Origin of the sequence: Nocardia crassostreae, assembly GCF_001613405.1 — a bacterium.
In the GTDB taxonomy this organism is placed as follows: Bacteria; Actinomycetota; Actinomycetes; order Mycobacteriales; family Mycobacteriaceae; genus Nocardia; species Nocardia crassostreae.
Window position 1 is genome coordinate 216,609 of record NZ_BDCH01000013.1, and the last position, 18,235, is coordinate 234,843.

General features: G+C 66.9%; 20 protein-coding genes. 13 read left to right on the top strand and 7 right to left on the bottom strand.

Annotated elements, in window-relative coordinates; all coding sequences use genetic code 11:
• Positions 1 to 171 precede the first annotated feature (171 nt).
• Positions 172 to 687: an Lrp/AsnC family transcriptional regulator gene (locus tag NC4_RS12095; RefSeq protein WP_067536571.1), complete on the top strand. Its 516-nt coding sequence runs from the start codon at positions 172 to 174 to the stop codon at positions 685 to 687.
• Positions 688 to 705: 18 nt separating this feature from the next.
• On the opposite strand, the gene ald is transcribed toward NC4_RS12095, so the two are convergent.
• Positions 706 to 1,812 (bottom strand): alanine dehydrogenase, encoded by a 1,107-nt coding sequence (gene ald / locus NC4_RS12100; RefSeq protein WP_067536573.1) that lies wholly within the window; start codon positions 1,810 to 1,812, stop codon positions 706 to 708.
• A 277-nt stretch (positions 1,813 to 2,089) separates the two neighbouring features.
• Here ald and NC4_RS12105 point away from each other — a divergent pair, with 277 nt between their 5' ends.
• Positions 2,090 to 2,623 carry a TerD family protein gene (locus NC4_RS12105; RefSeq protein WP_245721641.1) on the top strand — a complete coding sequence of 178 codons (534 nt, stop codon included), beginning with the start codon at positions 2,090 to 2,092 and terminating at the stop codon, positions 2,621 to 2,623.
• Here NC4_RS12105 and NC4_RS12110 read toward each other — a convergent pair.
• On the bottom strand, positions 2,611 to 3,318 hold the full coding sequence (locus NC4_RS12110) for a hypothetical protein (protein ID WP_067536576.1): 708 nt from the start codon (positions 3,316 to 3,318) through the stop codon (positions 2,611 to 2,613). The two genes, NC4_RS12105 and NC4_RS12110, sit on opposite strands and share 13 nt — an antisense overlap.
• A 39-nt stretch (positions 3,319 to 3,357) precedes the next feature.
• Here NC4_RS12110 and NC4_RS12115 point away from each other — a divergent pair, with 39 nt between their 5' ends.
• On the top strand, positions 3,358 to 3,984 hold the full coding sequence (locus tag NC4_RS12115) for a TetR/AcrR family transcriptional regulator (RefSeq protein ID WP_067536579.1): 627 nt from the start codon (positions 3,358 to 3,360) through the stop codon (positions 3,982 to 3,984).
• 9 nt (positions 3,985 to 3,993) lie between these two features.
• Here NC4_RS12115 and NC4_RS12120 read toward each other — a convergent pair whose 3' ends face one another.
• Together NC4_RS12120 and NC4_RS12125 are read right to left on the bottom strand one after the other, a co-directional pair.
• Positions 3,994 to 5,004, bottom strand: coding sequence for an LLM class flavin-dependent oxidoreductase (locus NC4_RS12120; RefSeq protein ID WP_067536582.1), 1,011 nt, complete (start codon positions 5,002 to 5,004; stop codon positions 3,994 to 3,996).
• Between the two features lie 20 nt (positions 5,005 to 5,024).
• Positions 5,025 to 5,318, bottom strand: coding sequence for an ArsR/SmtB family transcription factor (locus NC4_RS12125; protein WP_067536583.1), 294 nt, complete (start codon positions 5,316 to 5,318; stop codon positions 5,025 to 5,027).
• Positions 5,319 to 6,109: 791 nt separating this feature from the next.
• On the opposite strand from NC4_RS12125, the gene NC4_RS12130 reads away from it, so the two are divergent.
• The 8 genes from NC4_RS12130 to NC4_RS12165 all read left to right on the top strand — a co-directional run bounded on the left by NC4_RS12130 (position 6,110) and on the right by NC4_RS12165 (position 13,320).
• Entirely contained in the window at positions 6,110 to 6,880 is a 771-nt protein-coding gene (locus NC4_RS12130) for a response regulator transcription factor (protein ID WP_067536586.1), read from the top strand.
• A gap of 26 nt (positions 6,881 to 6,906) precedes the next feature.
• Positions 6,907 to 7,470, top strand: coding sequence for a diaminobutyrate acetyltransferase (ectA, locus tag NC4_RS12135; protein WP_084528923.1), 564 nt, complete (start codon positions 6,907 to 6,909; stop codon positions 7,468 to 7,470).
• Positions 7,467 to 8,741 carry a diaminobutyrate--2-oxoglutarate transaminase gene (gene ectB / locus NC4_RS12140; RefSeq protein WP_067536591.1) on the top strand — a complete coding sequence of 425 codons (1,275 nt, stop codon included), beginning with the start codon at positions 7,467 to 7,469 and terminating at the stop codon, positions 8,739 to 8,741. Before ectA ends, ectB begins: the two co-directional genes overlap by 4 nt.
• Before the next feature lies 1 nt (position 8,742).
• Positions 8,743 to 9,138: an ectoine synthase gene (locus NC4_RS12145; RefSeq protein ID WP_067536593.1), complete on the top strand. Its 396-nt coding sequence runs from the start codon at positions 8,743 to 8,745 to the stop codon at positions 9,136 to 9,138.
• Between the two features lie 23 nt (positions 9,139 to 9,161).
• Complete coding sequence (gene thpD, locus NC4_RS12150; protein ID WP_067536596.1) at positions 9,162 to 10,043, top strand: ectoine hydroxylase; 882 nt, start codon at positions 9,162 to 9,164, stop codon at positions 10,041 to 10,043.
• A gap of 121 nt (positions 10,044 to 10,164) precedes the next feature.
• On the top strand, positions 10,165 to 10,755 hold the full coding sequence (locus NC4_RS12155; protein ID WP_067536599.1) for a DinB family protein: 591 nt from the start codon (positions 10,165 to 10,167) through the stop codon (positions 10,753 to 10,755).
• Between the two features lie 246 nt (positions 10,756 to 11,001).
• Positions 11,002 to 12,546 (top strand): DUF11 domain-containing protein, encoded by a 1,545-nt coding sequence (locus NC4_RS12160; RefSeq protein ID WP_067536602.1) that lies wholly within the window; start codon positions 11,002 to 11,004, stop codon positions 12,544 to 12,546.
• 63 nt (positions 12,547 to 12,609) lie between these two features.
• Positions 12,610 to 13,320, top strand: coding sequence for a helix-turn-helix domain-containing protein (locus NC4_RS12165; RefSeq protein ID WP_067536605.1), 711 nt, complete (start codon positions 12,610 to 12,612; stop codon positions 13,318 to 13,320).
• Here NC4_RS12165 and NC4_RS12170 read toward each other — a convergent pair.
• The 3 genes from NC4_RS12170 to NC4_RS12180 all read right to left on the bottom strand — a co-directional run bounded on the left by NC4_RS12170 (position 13,302) and on the right by NC4_RS12180 (position 16,381).
• Positions 13,302 to 13,877 carry a dihydrofolate reductase family protein gene (locus NC4_RS12170; RefSeq protein WP_084528925.1) on the bottom strand — a complete coding sequence of 192 codons (576 nt, stop codon included), beginning with the start codon at positions 13,875 to 13,877 and terminating at the stop codon, positions 13,302 to 13,304. The two genes, NC4_RS12165 and NC4_RS12170, sit on opposite strands and share 19 nt — an antisense overlap.
• 105 nt (positions 13,878 to 13,982) lie before the next feature.
• Positions 13,983 to 15,161, bottom strand: a complete 1,179-nt coding sequence (locus NC4_RS12175) for a 4-hydroxybenzoate 3-monooxygenase (protein WP_067536606.1) — start codon at positions 15,159 to 15,161, stop codon at positions 13,983 to 13,985.
• Entirely contained in the window at positions 15,158 to 16,381 is a 1,224-nt protein-coding gene (locus NC4_RS12180; protein ID WP_084528927.1) for an MFS transporter, read from the bottom strand. The genes NC4_RS12175 and NC4_RS12180 overlap by 4 nt, the downstream gene beginning before the upstream one ends.
• Positions 16,382 to 16,506: 125 nt before the next feature.
• Between NC4_RS12180 and NC4_RS12185 the strand changes: the two genes are divergently transcribed.
• Positions 16,507 to 17,415, top strand: coding sequence for a LysR family transcriptional regulator (locus NC4_RS12185; protein WP_067536609.1), 909 nt, complete (start codon positions 16,507 to 16,509; stop codon positions 17,413 to 17,415).
• Positions 17,416 to 17,483: 68 nt separating this feature from the next.
• The gene (locus tag NC4_RS12190; RefSeq protein ID WP_067536611.1) at positions 17,484 to 18,143 is read left to right on the top strand and encodes a hypothetical protein; all 660 of its coding nucleotides are present in this window, start codon (positions 17,484 to 17,486) and stop codon (positions 18,141 to 18,143) included.
• Positions 18,144 to 18,235 lie beyond the last annotated feature (92 nt).

Sequence of the window (18,235 nt, forward strand, 5' to 3'; positions counted from 1 at the left end):
GCCGAGCACATGACGACCGCGGTGGCGGGCTTTCCGGACGCCTGGGAATACGTGGAATCCCGATTCCGCGGCGATCCGGTGCCGACCAGCTGCTGACACGACCGTCGGCCGGACTGAAGATCAATCCGGCCGACGGCCTGTTCGCGGAATATTCTTCGATACAGTCGAAGTGTGACGAAACCGCCTTCGACCACCGCGCGACCGGTCGAACCGCCTCGGCCACCCGCCCCGATCGACGATATCGACCGGGTGCTGGTGGCCGAGCTGTCGCGCGACGGCCGCATCACCAACAATGCGCTCGCCGCCGTGGCCGGAATCGCGCCGTCGACCTGTCTGGGGCGAGTGCGCGGCCTGATCGAGCGCGGCGTGATCCGGGGCTTCCACGCCGATATCGATCCGGCCGCCCTGGGCCGCGCGCTACAGGCCATGATCGCCATCCGGGTGACCGCGGAGGCGCGCAACAACCTCGCCGCCTTCGGTGAGCAGATGGCGGCGCTGCCCGTGGTCGAGAATGTGTATTTCATTGCGGGAGCGGACGATTACCTGATCCACGTCGCCACCGCCGACTCCACGCAACTGCGCGGATTCGTCCTGGAGAACCTCAGCGCGCACCCGGCGGTGGCCTCGACCGAGACCATCCTCATCTTCGAGCACGTGCGACCCGGCGGGCGGCAGTCCATCTCCTGACGCCGCCCGCCCGGAGGCTCAGACGACCAGGTGCTGCGCGGTGTAACCGTGTGCGACGGCGACGGATTCGTTCAGCAGCACGCCATTGTGGGTGCTCAGACCGGCGGCCAGACCCGGGTCCGCTGCGGTCGCGGCCTGCCAGCCCTGTTCGGCCAGGGCGATGGCGTAGGGGAGCGTGGCATTGGTGAGCGCCACCGTCGAGGTGTGCGGCACCGCGCCGGGCATGTTCGCCACGCAGTAGAAGATCGAATCGTGTACCCGGTAGGTCGGGTCCTCGTGCGTGGTCGGCCGCGAGTCGGCGAAGCAGCCGCCCTGATCGATGGCGATATCCACCAGCACCGAGCCCGGCTTCATCTGGGCGACAAGGTCATTGGACACCAGGGTGGGAGCCTTCGCGCCCGGCACCAGCACCGCGCCGATCACCAGATCGGCCTCGCGGACCAGGGTCTCCACCTCGTGGCGGTTGGACATGACGGTGCGCACCTGGCCGTGGTACAGATCGTCGATCTCGCGCAGCCGGGCGATATTGAGATCCAGCACCGTGACCGAGGCGTGCATACCGTGCGCCGCCGCGATCGCATTGCGCCCGGACACGCCCGCGCCGAGGACCACCACATTCGCCGGGCGCACACCCGGCACGCCGCCCATGAGCACGCCGCGGCCGCCGCCGCTGCGCATGAGATGGTACGAACCCGCCTGCGGCGCAAGCCGTCCGGCGACCTCGCTCATGGGCGCGAGCAGCGGCAGCGAGCCGTCGCGGCCGGTGACCGTCTCGTAGGCGATGGAGGTGATGCCGGAGGCCAGCAGCGCGTCGGTGCATTCCTTCGACGCCGCCAGGTGCAGGTAGGTGAACAGGGTCTGGCCCGCGCGCATGCGCGAATACTCTTCGGCGACGGGTTCTTTCACCTTGAGCACCAGATCCGCGATGCCCCACACCTCGTCGGCGGTATCCAGCACCCGCGCACCGGCGTAGCGGTAGGCGTCGTCCTCGAAGGTGGACCCGGCGCCCGCGCCGGTTTCGATGTACACCTCGTGCCCGCGCGAGACCAGTTCGCGCACACCGGCGGGGGTGCAGGCAACCCGGTACTCGTGGTTTTTGACCTCGCGGGGGATTCCGACCTTCATTTCACGCTCCTCGGAGTCATGTCGACTGAAACCGGCAGGTCCTGCCGGTGCTGGTGAGAAGTATGAAGATTATGCGGAATGAGCGCTATAGTGCTGAAGAATATTCTTTGAACTGGACGTTCATCATTCATTCCAGCGGATTGCTGTCCGATCCGGGTAGATCAACCGAAGCATCTTCGGCAATCACACAAACCTGCCGGTCGCTGCGCGAGGCGGTTTGCATGTGCCGGATCCATACGGCATCTTTACGGGTACAGCCCTGGCGGAAGGAAATCACGTGGTGTCCAACGCGTTCCGCGACGATCGCGACGCGAGCCCCGAATATCTCACGGTGGGACTGGGCTGGGATCCCGCGCGGGGCCGCTGGGCGCCGGATATCGATCTGAATGTCGCAGCCTTCCTGTTCAGCGCCGACAGCCTCGTCGATGTCGTCTATCACGAGCAGTTGAACTCCGCCGACGGCGCGGTGCGCCATCACGGCGACAGCATCACCGGCGAAGGCCGGGGCGACAACGAGATCATCTCCGTGGACCTCACCCGGCTCTCACCGGCCGTCACGACGGTGCTGTTCCTCGTCACCTGCTACACCGGCCAGTCCTTCGCCGAGATCCGCAATGCCTACTGCCGGGTCGTCGACCAGGTGTCGAGCACCGAGATCGCGCGCAGCGAACTGAGCGGCCTGCCGAGCAGCGGTCTGGTGCTGGGTGCGCTGGACCGCGTGAGCGGATGGCGATTCCGGCCGATCAATCAGGGCATCGACGCCCGGCATCCGGTCGAGGCGGCCCCGCTCCTGACCTATTACCTGGTCTGAGCCGCCGCGGCCGCGGTCGGCAGCCGGAACAGGGTGAGGCCGTAGGCGATCAGCCACACGACCCACATCAACCAGCTGATCAGCCCGATCAGGGTGAGCGGCCCGCCCCGGTCGATCAGTACGGGCGTGAGCAGGGCCGACGTGAACTGTCCTGCGGCCGCGATCAGTCCGAGCGTGGCGTGCCAGGGCTGCAGCAGGCCCGCGCCGCGCCCGGCGAGGGAGAGGCCGAGCAGGGCCAGTGCGAGGAAGGTGCTGTTCAGACCGAAGATCGCATCGTGCAGGGTCCACAGGCCCGCGATGGCCTGCATTGTGTGGTCGGGAGTCGCGGTGAGCGCCATGCGGAGGGCGACGACGAGGGCGAACGCGCCGTTCTGCAACAGCAATCCGGCGAAACCCACCAGGGCCCAGGCGGATCCGGTTCGGTACTCGACGGACCGGCAGGCCGCGACGGCACTCGCGCCGAACACCGTGGCCAGCGCCCACGCCAGCGGGACGATCGCCATTGTCGCACTGGAGAAATCGCCGTGGTCGGTGAAGTATGCGGCGACGGTGTCGATCTCCGCGCCGGTTCGAGGCGGATCGCTGGGCAGCAGAAGCAGATTGGCGCCGAGGATGATCAGGGCGAAGCCGATGGCGGCCAGACCGCCGATGCGGGTGAAGGGCCAACCGCCCGCCCCGGCAGTTTTCTCTATCATGTATTCAATATAAGCATCGTAAAACAAAAAGAGGAAGAGATGGATCCGGAGCCGGAGCGGCGCCGCTACGACTCGTTGCGCCGGGCGGCGCAGGCCAAGCAGACGAGTGCGGAGATCGCCGGGGCGGCGCGAAAACTGTTCGTGGCCAATGGCTGGACGGCCACGACGGTGCGCGATGTGGCGCGCGCGGCGGGGGTCTCGGTGCCCACGGTGTACACCGCCTACGGGAACAAATCCGGATTGACCAGGGCCCTGGTGGATGCGGCGGATCTATCGGCGGATCTGCCGCAGATGATCGCCGAGCTCGAGGCGGAGGCGGACAGTCCGCGGCGGCAGCTGGCCGCCGTCGCCGGATACGACCGCCGCCTGTTCGAGCGCGCGGGTGCGGTGATCGTGCTGGTGCGCGAGGCCGGTCGCACCGAACCCGAACTGGCCCAAGCGTATCGGGACGGGCGCGCGGCCGGAGACCGGACGCGCGTACAGGTGTTCTCGGCGTGGCCTGCGGGCACCTTGCGCGACGGCCTGGATGTGCCGTCGGCGGTGGATATCTATGCCGCCCTGTGCAATATCGATGTGTACACGACCCTGACCGTCGAGCGCGGCTGGTCCGCGGACCAGGTCGAACAGTGGTGGTGCGGCGTCCTGGTCCGCGAACTGCTGGCCTGAGCGCCGGAGTTATCCGGCGACCGGCTCGTGGGTCGCGCCCAGGGTGCGGCCGGTGAGTTCCACCGAGCGGATGCGGTCCGCGATCTCGGTGGCGTAGTGCGCGGTGATGAGTTCGTCCGCCTGGATGGAGGCGGCGAAATCGGCCAGGTAGGCGTCGACCTCGTCCGGGGTGCCGACGGCGGTGTACTTGGTCATGGCCATGAGGTGACTGCCATTGGGCGAAGCCAGGAAGGCGTCGATCTCGGCATCGGTGTAGCGGGGCGTCGCGGGGCCGCGGGCGATCATGGCGCGGGCGCGGGAGCGGTAGGCGATCGTCTTCTGGGCCTCGGCCTCGTCGCGGTCGGTCGCGGCGAAGACATTGACCCCGGCCATGACGTAGGGCTCGGTCAATTGCTCGGAGGGCTGGAAGGTTTCGCGGTAGACGTCGACGGCCCGGTGCAGGGCGTCGGGGGCGAAGTGGGAGGCGAAGGCATAGGGGAGGCCCAGGTGCGCGGCGAGCTGCGCGCCGAACAGCGACGATCCCAGGATGTAGAGGGGGACGATATTGTCCGCGCGCGGAACGGCATTCACGCCCGGCACCCGGGTGTTGCCGCTGAGGTAGCCCTGGAGTTCGAGGACGTCCTGCGGGAACGAGTCGGCCGAGGCTGGATCGCGGCGCAGCGCGTACATGGTCTTCTGGTCACTGCCCGGCGCGCGGCCCAGACCGAGGTCGATGCGGCCGGGGTGCAGGGTCTCCAGGGTGCCGAACTGCTCGGCGATGACCAGGGGCGAATGATTGGGCAGCATGATGCCGCCCGCGCCCAGCCGGATGGTCTCGGTGTGGTTGGCGATATGGGCGATGAGGACGCTGGTGGCGCTGGAGGCGATGGAGCCCATGTTGTGGTGCTCGGCGTACCAGACGCGGCGGTATCCGCTGCGTTCGGCGGCCAGCGCCAATCGCACGCTGTTGCCGAAACTTTCGTGCGCGCTCTGGCCGGGCGCGATGGTCGCCAGGTCGAGGATGGACAGCGTCGGGGGCATGGGGAGGACTGCCTTTCGATTCAGAGCCGGTCGTGCAGGAGTGCGGTGAACTCGCGAATGCGGGCCTCGTCGCGGCGGTAGTACATCCACTGGCCGCGGCGGGTCGCGCTCAGGAACCCGGCGCGCTGCAGGATCGCCAGATGCGCCGAGACGGTGGAGGCGGAGGCGCCCGCCTTCTGCTGAATGAGCCCCGCGCACACGCCGAGCTCGGCCGTATCCGCCGCACGCTGGGGAAAGTGCGTCTGCGGCTCCTTGAGCCACTCCAGGATGCGCAAGCGGGTCTCGTTCGCCAGCGCTTTGCACTCGTCGAGCACGCCACCATCCTTCGTTATTTCGCTAATTCCCGAAATTAGTCCGCCCGCGCTCGTTCGGCACCGTGACACCGGTCATGCCGAAACTTCGCGCACCTCGAGCGTCCCAAAAAGTTGCGACCGGTTCGCTACCTGTCGGAAGGTTGGCACGATTCGTCATCTCATCAGGCGCTGCATGTCGGCCCGGCGCGGTTACTGTGGGCGGCGGTCCGGACAGATGGTGTGCTGCCGGTACCGATCGAGGGGTGAAGGTCTCGCCCTGCGCTCCCGGTGGCTGTCTTATCGCGGGGTGAGACCTTCACGCTGTGAACCGAGGTGAGGTGGTTCCCGATGACGGCGACGAGCGCGCAGCGCCTGCTGGCCGAAGTGCTGCCGCGGTACGGATCGGTGGAGGCGTTCATTGCCGAACTGCGGCGCGCCGTGGATTACCCGACCATCGAACTCCCGGCGGCCGCCACCGGCTACCCGAGTCCGAGTGAATCCGCCCGGCGTCGGCGACGCTGGGAAATTGCTGTCTTGTCATCGATGTGCAGCGCTGGCCCGGATGAGCCACCACCGAGGTCGGACGGAACATGTTCGCAATGCCGCCGTAAGGAATCCGTCAACAAAGCTCACGTAGCTGATGGATATAACCGCAGGTAGGGCGTGATTGCATGGGTCTCGCTGTCATGCGGAGGCCCACATTCCGGTTTGACGGTTAGCTGACAGGGTACTCGCTATCTTCGTGTGCGGCGTGCAGCCGATGTCGCACGCCGAGGACGCGAACGCGTCCGGCTGTCGATGAGGGATGGACTATGGGTGCGAACCTGATGATCGTGGAAGACGACGACCGGGTCCGCGGGGCGCTCCGGGTCGCCATGGAGGGCGAGGGGTACGACGTCGCGGAGGCCTGGGAGGTCGAGGCGGCGCTCGAGCATCTGCGCAATCACGGGGAACCGGACGTCATGATCGTCAATCTCATGCTCGGCGATATGGACGGTTTCACCTGTATCCGGGAGGTGCGGCGTGATTCCGATGTGCCGATCATCGTGATCAGCGCGCGCGACGACACCCACGATGTGGTGGCCGCGCTGGAAGCGGGGGCCGACGATTTCGTGAGCAAGCCCTTCGTCATCAAGGAGATCTCCGCGCGCATGCGGGCGCTGCGCCGCCGGGCGCGGCTGGCGGAGCGTGACAATGGGGCCGACGATGCGCCCGAACCGCTGACAGAGATTGTGCTGGAAGACCATTCGGAGCATCCGCTGGTGCTCTCGCCCGACGGCGGGCTGGTGCGGCGCGGTGACGATCCACTGCATCTGACCGTCACCGAGTTCCGGCTGCTGTGCGAGCTGGCCACCAATGCCGGGCGCGTGCTCAGTCGCGGCGTGCTGCTCGAACGAGTATGGGACGGCGAGTTTTTCGGCGACGAACGCATTGTGGACGTGCACGTGCGACGGCTGCGGACCAAGATCGAGCGCGATCCGGGGGCTCCGCGCCTGGTCGTCACCGTGCGCGGACTGGGTTATCGCTGCGATGTGCAGAGCGATCGTCATGAGATCGCAAAGATCTCGCACGGGAGTTCGTAAAGTTCCTTTGAAAATCTGAATCGGTCATGCAGACACAATTCAGAAACTCTCACGCTATAACTCAGCAAACCCTGCTTCCCGCGCCTACCAAACCATCGATCCTGGTACGCAATCCGTTACTGGACGACGGCGCACGGATGTGGCGCATTGCCAAGGACTCCCGGGTCCTGGACGCGAATTCGAGCTATGCGTATCTGCTTTGGTGCCGTGACTTCGCCACCACCTCGGTCGTCGCAGAAATCGGAGGTGAGGTCGCCGGATTCGTCATCGGATACGTGCGCCCGCAGGAGCCCGGCACGCTGTTCGTCTGGCAGGTCGCCGTCGATCACGCCTTCCGCGGTCGCGGGGTCGGCGTCGCCATGCTCGACGTCCTGCTGGAAAGCCTTGCCGATCAGGGCGTTTCGCTGCTCGAGACCACCATCTCGCCGGACAACACCGCGTCCATCGCCATGTTCGGCGCGCTGGCGCGCCGTCGCCGGTCCGCGATGACCAGGACCCCGCTCTTCACACCCGGCCACTTCCCCGACAACCACGAAGCCGAGCTGCTGTACCGCATAGCGCCGGCAAACGATCAGGAGATTCGCCGATGACCACCACCGAGATGACGATCTTCGACGCCCTCGAATCGAATGTGCGCGGCTACTGCCGCTCCTGGCCGACCGTGTTCGAGACCGCCTCCGGCGCCTGGATCCACGACGAGAACGGCCGGGACTACCTGGACTTCTTCGCGGGCGCGGGTGCGCTCAACTACGGGCACAACAATCCGGTGCTCAAGGACGCGCTGCTGGAGTACATCGCCGGGGACGGCATCACCCATGCCCTGGACATGTCGACCGTCGCCAAGCGGCGGCTGCTCGAGACGGTGCGCAGCGTGCTGCTCGAGCCGCGCGGACTGGACTACAAGGTGCAGTTCCCGGGGCCGACCGGGGCGAATGCGGTGGAGGCGGCACTCAAGCTGGCGCGCAAGGTGACCGGGCGGACCGAGATCCTCAACTTCACCAATGCTTTTCACGGTATGACCCTCGGTGCGCTGGCGGTCACGGGCAATGCCGCCAAGCGGGCCGGGGCGGGTGTGCCGTTGCAGCACGCCACCTCGCTGCCCTACGACGGATACCTCTCGGATATGGACCCGGATCCGTTCCAGTGGATGGCGCGGGCGCTAGACGACCGTTCCTCCGGTCTGGACAAGCCCGCGGCTGTCATTGTCGAGACCGTGCAGGGCGAGGGCGGGGTGAATGTCGCCCGCGCGGAATGGCTACGCGGACTGGCGGATCTGTGCGCGGCCCGGGAGATTCTGCTCATTGTCGACGATGTGCAGATGGGCTGCGGCCGCACCGGGCCGTTCTTCTCCTTCGAGACCGCCGGTATCACCCCCGATATCGTGACACTGTCCAAATCCATTGGCGGCTACGGGCTTCCGATGGCGCTGGTGCTGTTCAAGCCGGAGCTGGACCAGTGGAAGCCGGGTGAGCACAATGGCACCTTCCGCGGCAACAATCCGGCCTTCGTCACCGCGCAGGTGGCGCTCGAGCACTACTGGAGCAGCGATGCGCTGGAATCGGCGACGCTGGTCAAGGGCGAACGGGTGCATCGCGCGCTGAGCGGCGTGGTCGCCGCCTTCGACGGGCTGTCGGTGCGCGGGCGCGGGCTGGTGCACGGCATCGCCTTCGACGACGCCTCCCGCGCGGGCAAGGTGGCGCAGGCCGCTTTCGAGAACGGGCTGCTGGTGGAGACCTCCGGCTCCGATGACGAGGTGGTGAAACTGCTGCCGCCGCTGACCATTACCGAGGCCGAGCTCGATCACGGCCTCGAAATCCTGGCCGCCTCGGTGGATGTGGTCTTCGGCGGGCGGGGGCACTGACATGATCGTGCGCAGCACAGCGGAAATCACCGGCACCGAACGCGATGTGGCGGGTGCGGGCTGGCGCAGCAAGCGCATCGTCCTCGGTGGCGACGGCGTCGGATTCTCCTTCCACGAGACCACCATCGACGCGGACAGCGTGCACGAGTTCCACTATCGGAACCATGTCGAGGCGGTGTGGCTCATCGAAGGCGAAGGCACGCTCACCGATCTCGACAACGGCGTCACCTACCAACTCGGCCCCGGCTCCATGTACCTGCTCAACGGCCATGAACGCCACCGCCTCGACGTGCGGACCCGCATGCGCATGCTGTGCGTGTTCAATCCGCCGGTGACCGGCCAGGAAGTCCATGACGAGAACGGCGTCTACCCCCTCGTAGCGGTACCCACCCAGTAACGAAGCACAGGAGTCCCCGACGAATGTCGTTGCCCGACACCACCCGCATCGATCGTTACCCGACCCGCACCGCGGAATCGCTCCCGCAGCTGGAGCGCACCGATCGCACCGTCTGGGGCGAGATCGGCACCCCGGCTCTGTCCAATTTCGACACCGACGGCTTCGCGGTCGTGAACAGACTGCTCGACGCCGACGAGGTCACCGACTTCGCGATCGCCATCGACCGGCTCGGCCGGGAGCCGGAGCTGCGGCTCGACGAACGCGTGATCATCGAAAAGTCCTCGAACACAGTGCGTTCCATCTTCGAGGTGCACAAGCTCAGCCCGATGATCGCCGAGCTCGTGCGTGAGAGCCGCGTCGCCGGACTGGCCCGCCAGATCCTGGGCTCCGAGGTCTACCTCCACCAGACCCGCATCAACTACATGCCGGGCATGAAAGGAACCGGCTTCTACTGGCATTCGGACTTCGAGACCTGGCACGCCGAAGACGGTATGCCCGCCCCGCGCGCGGTCAGCCTGTCCATCGCCCTGACCGACAACTACCCCTACAACGGCAGTCTCTTGGTCATGCCCGGCTCCCACCGCACCTTCGTCCCCTGTCGGGGCGAAACCCCGGCGGACCACTACCAGGATTCCTTGCGCGAGCAGCAATTCGGCGTCCCCACCCCCGCCGATATCGCCGATCTGGCCGGTAAACACGGCATCACCCAGTTCACCGGCCCCGCGGGCTCGGCCCTGCTCTTCGACTCGAACCTCATGCACGGCTCGTCCAACAACATCACCCCCTTCCCGCGCTCGAACATCTTCCTGGTGTTCAACAGCGTCGAGAACACGCTCGTGGACCCCTACGCCGCCGCATCCCCGCGCCCGAGTTACATTGCCAGCCGGGATTTCACGCCCATCTGACCACGGCGGCTCCTCCAATCCGAGCACGCCGTGACCGAGCAGGTCCTCGCCAGTCCCTCCGCGAGGACCTGCTCACTTCTCCGCGCTGCCGGTGTCGGCGCAAGCTGGCAGAGTGCTCGATATGACTGGCTCTGACCCGAAATCGGACCTGCATCGCTATCTGCGCATTGCTCGCGAGGCCATGCTGTGGAAGCTGGATGGCTTGTCCGAGTACGACATTCGCCGTCCCATGACCCCCACCGGCACCAATCTGCTCGGATTGGTCAAGCATCTGGGCACCGTCGAGTTCGGCTATTTCGGTGACACCTTCGGTCGCCCGAACGACGAACCGTTCACCAAACACGATTTCGTGGCCGATCCCACCGCCGATATGTGGGCCACCGCCGACGAATCGCGGGCCGACGTCATCGCGTTCTATCGCCGGGCCTGGGCCCACTCCGACGCGACGATCGACAGCCTCGATCTCACCGGCGAAGGCGCGGTGCCCTGGTGGCCGGAGGACCGCCGCACCGTCACCCTGCATCAGATCCTCGTGCACATGAACGCCGAAACGAACCGGCATGCCGGACACGCCGACATCATCCGCGAACTCATCGACGGCGCCGCGGGACTGCGCGCCGGGAACGACAATATGCCCACCGGAGACCACGACTGGGAGCGTTACAGCGCCGAACTGGAATCCGTCGCGCAACGAGCCGCGGGTCTGGACTGACCCAACTGTCCGGCGCGTCGATTGATCCGAAAAACCCTGTGCGACAGGGTGTATCGCGAACCGGTTGGTGCGTTTGGAAGTTATGCGATCCTGGCGGATATGGCCACGGAGTGCGGGGTGTCGCGTTACGGTTGATGGGCTCTTGGATCACGAAAAGTAGTGTGGGGCTTTGTGATTCGATCATCGTTGACCACGCTCGGGCCCTGCGCTGTCACTCCGAGTCGTATCAGGCCGAAGGATTCGATCATGACGATGCACGCGCAAAAGACGGTCCAGCAAGCGCAATTCCCGATCGTTGAATCGTTCACGAAGCAGACGCCGGACAACCCGAACTGGAGGGTGATCCCCAGTGCGCGGTTGAACGGTGGCAGTTTGGAGCTGACGCCCAACACCGTGTCGCAGGCGGGGACGGCCTTCCTCGATGAGCCGTTCTCGTCGAGGCTCGGTGTGGCCATCGACTTCGACTATTCCTGTCAAGGGGGCACCAATCTGGGTGACGGGTTCAGCGTGTACCTGATCGACGGGGCGCGGACGACAGAGCCCGGCGGGATCGGCGGCGCACTCGGCTACTCCTTCACGAAGGACGGCTCGGGCAACATCGTGTCGTCGGGGGTCACCGCCGGGTACGTGGGTATCGGGTTCGACAATCACGGGAACTTCGCCACGCCCCTCGCCGGTACCGGAGGCCCCGGGCATCGGCCCAATACCGTCGGCGTCCGCGGAGCCGGGAGCAGGAACGAGGGCTTCCGATGGCTGACCGGCGTCGCGGTGCCGGGCGGATTCCGCGCGGCGTGGGAGGAGGGCGCGCATATTCAGATCACCCTCGTCGGCGGTCGGCTCAGTGTCCGCCATTCCGATACGGCCAATCCGAACGGCACGCTGCTGATCGACGGATTCGATCTCGCGGGGGCCCCCGGACAGCCGCCACTGCCCGAGACATTCAAGCTCGGCTTCGCCGCGGGCACCGGTAGCGCAACCGCGTCCCACCGCGTCAAGAACCTCACCGTGACCCTGCCCGCGAACATGCCCCTCGAGATGAGCGGCCCGCAGACGGCCCAGGCGGGAGACCGGATCGCCTACACCATCGAGGTACAGAACCACGGCCCCAACGACACCCCCGACGCGATCGTGGAGATGAGCGTTCCGCCGGAGCTGACCGATCTGGAGACGACCTGCCGGGGTGAGAACGGGGCCGTGTGCGGCCAGGGCTTCCTGGTCCGGCCGGGTGAGCCCTGGGTGCCGCTCGATCTGCCCGTCGGCAGCAAGGCGACGATCACCCTGACCAGGACCATCGACCCGCAATACGAGGGCTCGCTCATCTGCACCAGTCAGATCAAGTCACCGTCGCGTGCGAATACCGCCGAGCGGCATTCGGGCTCGGTCACCACCGAAGTCGCCCTGCCGCCGATCAGCGTCAGCCCCATCATCGTCGGGGGGTGGTACCAGTCGTGGCCGGAGGACGCGAAGGGCTGGGTCTTCAGCTACGACCTGGTGCTGGCCGCCAATGAAGAGCGAGTGGTGTACTGGGAGATAGGTTTCGACGTCCGGCCGTTCGACGCACCCAGGCAGACCCGAATCAACCCGGTGGGCAGGGATTACCTCTGGTACACGGTCATCAAGGACGGCTCCGACGGATCGGTCCTTATCGCCACCCCCGACGACCAGCACACCATCGAGCCGGGCGCGGGACTCACCGTGAACGTCCAGATCCTGTACCGATCCCAGCACGACGCCGGTGACGGCACCTTGCGCAACCTGCGCGCCACCGAGATAACGCAGCCTCGGCCCTAGCGTCGAGTATCCGGGCCGCCGAGCCGTCGTCGCGGTTCGGTTGCCCGGATTAGACTTTCGGCGGTGGGATTGCTGTGGGAGACGCGTGCGTCGGATTCGCCCTTGATCGCCTCGGTCTGGACCTGCCGCAGTGAACAGGTTTCGGAGATGACCTCGGTCGCGTCCGGATCGTGGGGGTTGGTGTTCTGGGAACAGGCGGGTCGGGCGCATGCGGCCATTACCGGGCCCGAAAGCGGGACGGCGACGGCGCCGGTGCCAGAGGATGCGAGTTTCGTCGGTATCGAATTCGCGGTGGGGACCGCATTGCGAGCTGTGCCCACGCCGACGCTGGTCGACAGTGGGATCATGTTGCCGGATGTGACCGATCGGCGCTTCTGGCTCGACGGGTCGCAGTGGGAGACACCGCATCCCGATGATGCCGAGGCGCTGGTTAACCGGCTCTTCCACGCCGGGGTCATCGCCCACGATCGGTTGATCAGCGAGGCGTTGCGCGGTGAGCGCCCGGTGACCACCGAGCGCACGCTCGAGCGGCGTTTCCGGGCCACGACGGGCCTCACCCAGGGCGCGGTGCGGCAGATCGAGCGGGTGCGCACCGCGGCGCTGCTGCTGACCTCGGGTGAGACGCCGGGCGATGTCATCGACAAGCTGGGCTATTACGACGAGCCCCATCTCGCCGACGCGCTGCGGCGATACGTCGGCCGTACCGCACGGCAGCTGCGCGAGGGCGAGGCCGGGGTCATCGCGCTCGATCCGGGTCAGCGCACCACGTCGTAGATCAGCTTGGCGACGCCGTTGGAGTACGTGGCGGACTCACGCAGGCGCAGATTCTGCTTATCGCGGTCGGCCCGGCTGAACAGGCTCTTGCCCGCGCCCAGCAGCACCGGGAAGACGAGCAGGTTGTAGCGGTCGATCAGATCGGCATCGCCCAGACGACGCGCCAGTTCGGCGCTGCCGTGAATGAAGATGCCGCCGCCCTCGGTCTCCTTCAGCGCCGCGACCTCCTCGGCCGACCGCAGAATGGTGATCGGGCCCCAGCCCTCGATCAGATCGTCCTCGGTGAGGCTGGCCGAGACGACGTACTTGGGCAGTTCGTTGTACGCGGCGTGATCCTCCGAATCACGCCAGAACGGGGCGAATGCCTCATAGCTGGCGCGGCCGAACATGAGCGCCGTCGTATCCGCGAGTTCCTCGCCCTTGAGCGAGTACGCCTCGGGCACGAATTCGGTTTCCATCACCCAGCCGCCGCTGCGATGACCCTCCGCCTTGCCACCCGGGGAGTCCAAGACTCCGTCCAGCGACATGAAGCCCGTGTAGACCAGTTCCCGTGTCACAACATCCTCCTGAGAAAAGCGCGGCTCTTGCTTGCCGGTGGTTAGCGTACGGGCGGGGTCACCGCGCTGTCTTGGACAGAACCGACACGGGTCCACGGGGGCCGGTCAGCGCCGAGACCATCCGGTATAGCCCTCGGCGAAAAACGCCGCACCGTGGCGGGATCCGGTGACGAGGGCCAGCTCGGCGCGCTGGCGCTCGATATCGAAATCCGAAGCGCCCTCGATGCCGTGCAGCATGGTGGTCGCCCAGTACGAGAAATGCTGCGCCTTCCATACGCGATCGAGCACGCGCGGGGTGTAGTGATCCAGGGCCCGCTCGCCGCCCCCGGCGAAGTACTCGGTCAGGACCTCGTGCAGGACACGCACATCCGCGAGGGCGAGGTTGAGCCCCTTGGCGCCGGTCGGTGGCACGGTATGTGCCGCGTCCCCGGCCAGCAGGATCCGGTCGTGCCGCATGGGCGCGGTGACGAAGGACCGGAACGGCAGCACCATTTTCGAGCTGATCGGCCCCTCCCGGAGCTCGAAACCATTGCCGTTCACGCGGCGTCGCATTTCGGCCCAGATCCGGTCGTCGTCCCAGTCCTCGGGGCGTTCGGCGGGGGAGCACTGGAAGTACATGCGCTGCATGGCCGGTGTGCGCTGGCTGATCAGGGCGAAGCCGTGCTCGGAGCGCGCGTAGATCAACTCCGGATGCGATTGCGGCGCCTCGGTGAGGAAACCGAACCAGGCGAAGGGGTATTCGCGGAACCATTCGGTGCGCGCGCCCTGCGGGAAGGCGTGGCGGCAGATGGAGCGGGATCCGTCCGCGCCGACGACCAGATCGGCTTCGAGCCGTGCGGGACCGCCGTCGGCCTCCTCGAAGGTCACCACTGGCCGCGCGCCCGACATATCCACCGCCGTACCGCGAATCCCGTAGCGGACGTCACCGCCGTCGGTCTTGCGCCGGTCGGCCAGGTCGATGAACACCTCGGTCTGCGGGTAGAGCCAGACGGATTCGCCCACCAGGTCCTGGAAGTCGATGCGATGGTTGTCGCCGTCGAAGCGCAGCACCACGCCGTCGTGCCGGTCGCCCTCGGTCAGCACGCGATCGGACACTCCCGAATCCACCAGCAGCCGAACCGATCCCGCCTCCAGGATGCCCGCGCGAATGGTGGTCGCGATCTCCTCGTGGGTGCGGATATCGAGGACCACCGACTCGATTCCGGAGCGGTGCAGCAGATGCGAGAGCATCAACCCGGCAGGTCCCGCGCCGACGATCGCGACCTGTGTCCGAGTGGTTTTCATACCGTTTGCCCCTTCGAAGATTCGGCGATGACGGGTTCGCCGGAGCTCGTTGTCAGCCCCGCGACCGCCGCCATGGCGAGCAGGCCGAGGCCCGCGACCGCGGCGAAGAAATAGAAGCCCCACGGATAGGCCGACCCGGCCACGATGAGCCAGCCGGTAATGGTGGGTCCGAAGATGGCGCCCAGCCGCCCGACGCCCGCGGTCAGTCCGAGCGCGGTCGTGCGCACCGCCGCCGGATACGCCTGCGTCACATAGGCATAGATGAGCACCTGCGCCGAGAACACGAAGATTCCGGTCACCAGTACCAGCGCATTGAGCAGCACGGTGCTCGACACCTTGATGCTCAGCAGCGCCAGCAGCACGGCCGCCGCCGCGAACCACACCAGCACAATGGGTTTCGTCCCGCGCCGGTCGGCCAGCCTGCCCGCGACGACCAGGCCGATGATGGCGCCGACATTCAGCACCAATAGCAGCGTCAGCGAGGTCGACATGTTGTATCCGGCATCGCGCATGAGCTTCGGCAGCCAGGTATTGAGGCCGTAGACCAGCAGCAGGCCCATGAACGAACCCACCCAGACGCCGAGCGTGCTGCGCAGATAGCGCGGGGCCAGCACGACCGTCGCGGGCACCCGCTCGGGCGCGGCCTTGGCGGCCAGGAATGCCTCGGACTCGGGCAGGTTGGCCCACAGCACCGGCAGCAGGAGCATTCCGGCCAGGCCCCCGGCATAGAACAGCGGCTCCCACCGCGGGACGAGTTGCAGTGCGAGCACGGAGGTCAGCACCGCACCGGCGTGATATCCGGTCATGGTCATGGTGCTGGCGAACGCGCGCCGCTCGAGCGGCACCTGCTCGGAAATGAAGGTCAGCGCGGTCGGCAGGCACGCGCCCAGCCCGATCCCGGCGACGAGCCGGAACGCCCCGAATACCGCGACCGATCCGGCCAGCGGGACCGCCGCGGTGAACACCGAGAACAGGGCGATCGCGGCCAGCAGCACCTTCCGGCGTCCGAACCGGTCGGCCACCGGCCCGACCAGCACCGCGCCGATGGCCACGCCGACCAGCGAGATGGTCGCGGCGAAAGTCGCACGGGCCGCGGTGAATCCAATGTGGTGCTGCTCGATGAGCGTGGGAATGACCGCGCCGAGCACGACCAGGTCGTAACCCTCCAGCACGACGATGAGCCAGCACAGGATGGCTGCGGTCGACGGCAGTTTCTGCATGATGATGTCGTTTCTGCTGCGTCGGCCCGGCTATGGCCGGGCCGAATAGTGATGGCAGTCACGGTAGGCTGACCGGACGGAAGAAATCCAATAGATGTATTTTTCGATTTATATAGAGGAGATCGATGGCCGCCGAATTCGACCTGAACCTGGTCCGAACCTTCGTGCTGCTCTACGAGACCCGCAGCGTGACCGCCGCCGCCGACCTGCTCGGCGTCACCCAGCCCACGGTCAGCTACGGCCTCGGCAAACTGCGCCGCCGCCTCCAGGACGAGTTGTTCGTGCGCGGCCCCGGCGGCCTGGTGCCGAGCTCGGAAGCCGAACGCCTCTACCCTCCGCTGCGCGCCGCCATTGCCGAAGTCGACGAAACCCTAGGGGCCGCCACCGAATTCGACCCGAGCCGCCCCACCCGCTTCTCCCTCGGCCTCTCCGACCTCGGCGAGGTCAATACCCTCCCGCTGATCCTGTCCGCCCTGGCCGCTCTCGCCCCACAGGCCAGCCTGGACGTCGAGGCCTTCGATATCGACACCGCCGCCGACCGCCTGTCCCGCGGCGCAGTCGACGCGATCGTGGCCAGCCCCGTCCTGGACTCGCCGCGCCTGACCCGCACGCCGCTGTTCCGCGAGGGCTACGCGGGATTGGTCGCAGCCGACCATCCGCGGCTGCGCGCGGACCGCGCCACCCCCGCCAACCTGCGCCGCGAACGCCATATCGTCGTCGAAGGCGTCACCGGCCACCCGGGCCCCCGCAAAGCCCTCCACGAACACGGTCTCGAAGACCGTGTCGCGGTGCGGGTCACCCGCTTCGCCACCCTCCCGTATGTGGTCCAGGACAGCGACCTGGTCACCATCGTCCCCGAACGCGTGGCCCGCGCCCTGGCCCGTACCCACCCCGTCCGGGTCTTCACGCTGCCCTGGCCCATCGAACCCGTCGAGGTCGCCGCCTACACCCGCCGCGCCCCGGGTCGCGGCGCCGCCCAGCGCTGGTTCCTCGGCGTCATCCGCGCCGCCCTGCACGACCTGCCCGTGAACTGACGCGCGCGACCGGGCCTGCGGCGCAGCGGATTCGGTGTGCTGTCGGTTTGTGCCGCTACTCTGCTGGGATGGCGAGACCGGAGTCGGCGGTGCGGCGTCTGATGCGTGAGACGGGGAAGTTGTTGCAGGCGTACGGGTTCGAGGGGGAGGAGCCGACATGGGTGCGTGTCGGGGAGGGCGGGGTGGCGACGGTCGGGCGGACGCGGGTGTCGCGGGTGTGGACGGGTGGGCGGCAGGAGTTGCGGTTCGGGCTGGCGGTGGATGTGACGCCGGTCGGGTTCTGGGAGTTCTGCACGTGGCGGGACGAGCGTGCGGGGAAGCCGGTGACGCCGATCGAGAAAGCGGCTGGGCCAGGGGTGATCACCGACTTCGGGATCCCCGACGACGTGTGGTCGTTGCGGGTGGAATCGACGCAGCAGGGGCAGCATGCGTGGCAGGGGGATATCGACGCCATTCGTGCCGAGTTGCCCAAACGGGTGCACGCCTGTGCGCGGGCGGCACTGCGGCTGGCGGGGCCGGATCGGTATCTTGAGGAACTGCTGACGCTTTCGGATCCGGGGATCGGGGCCCGGGAGGCGATGGTCATTCCGCTCGCGGATCGGGGGCCGAGCGCGCAACTCGAGGAAGCCATCGACAACCTACGGATGTGCTTCGCGCGCCGGGCGGGGGCGGAGTATGTCGAAGAGGTGGTCATCTGGTACGCGCGGTCGCGGGCGGCGCTGGTTTGAGAAGGTAGATATCCGGCATATCCGACTTGTATGGCAATGTGTAGAGCCTGATGTCGGTGTGCTCGGAAGGTTTGGGTTTTGGGTTCGTGGTT

Excerpts from the sequence above, each read along its gene's own strand:
- ectB (WP_067536591.1), top strand. The coding sequence starts at position 7,467 with ATGACCACCACCGAGATGACGATCTTCGACGCCCTCGAATCGAATGTG.
- NC4_RS12155 (WP_067536599.1), top strand. The coding sequence starts at position 10,165 with ATGACTGGCTCTGACCCGAAATCGGACCTGCATCGCTATCTGCGCATT.
- NC4_RS12185 (WP_067536609.1), top strand. The coding sequence starts at position 16,507 with ATGGCCGCCGAATTCGACCTGAACCTGGTCCGAACCTTCGTGCTGCTC.
- NC4_RS12115 (WP_067536579.1), top strand. The coding sequence starts at position 3,358 with ATGGATCCGGAGCCGGAGCGGCGCCGCTACGACTCGTTGCGCCGGGCG.
- thpD (WP_067536596.1), top strand. The coding sequence starts at position 9,162 with ATGTCGTTGCCCGACACCACCCGCATCGATCGTTACCCGACCCGCACC.
- NC4_RS12110 (WP_067536576.1), bottom strand. The coding sequence starts at position 3,318 with ATGATAGAGAAAACTGCCGGGGCGGGCGGTTGGCCCTTCACCCGCATC.
- ald (WP_067536573.1), bottom strand. The coding sequence starts at position 1,812 with ATGAAGGTCGGAATCCCCCGCGAGGTCAAAAACCACGAGTACCGGGTT.
- NC4_RS12180 (WP_084528927.1), bottom strand. The coding sequence starts at position 16,381 with ATGCAGAAACTGCCGTCGACCGCAGCCATCCTGTGCTGGCTCATCGTC.
- NC4_RS12175 (WP_067536606.1), bottom strand. The coding sequence starts at position 15,161 with ATGAAAACCACTCGGACACAGGTCGCGATCGTCGGCGCGGGACCTGCC.
- NC4_RS12120 (WP_067536582.1), bottom strand. The coding sequence starts at position 5,004 with ATGCCCCCGACGCTGTCCATCCTCGACCTGGCGACCATCGCGCCCGGC.
- NC4_RS12160 (WP_067536602.1), top strand. The coding sequence starts at position 11,002 with ATGACGATGCACGCGCAAAAGACGGTCCAGCAAGCGCAATTCCCGATC.
- NC4_RS12190 (WP_067536611.1), top strand. The coding sequence starts at position 17,484 with ATGGCGAGACCGGAGTCGGCGGTGCGGCGTCTGATGCGTGAGACGGGG.
- NC4_RS12145 (WP_067536593.1), top strand. The coding sequence starts at position 8,743 with ATGATCGTGCGCAGCACAGCGGAAATCACCGGCACCGAACGCGATGTG.
- NC4_RS12130 (WP_067536586.1), top strand. The coding sequence starts at position 6,110 with ATGGGTGCGAACCTGATGATCGTGGAAGACGACGACCGGGTCCGCGGG.
- ectA (WP_084528923.1), top strand. The coding sequence starts at position 6,907 with ATGCAGACACAATTCAGAAACTCTCACGCTATAACTCAGCAAACCCTG.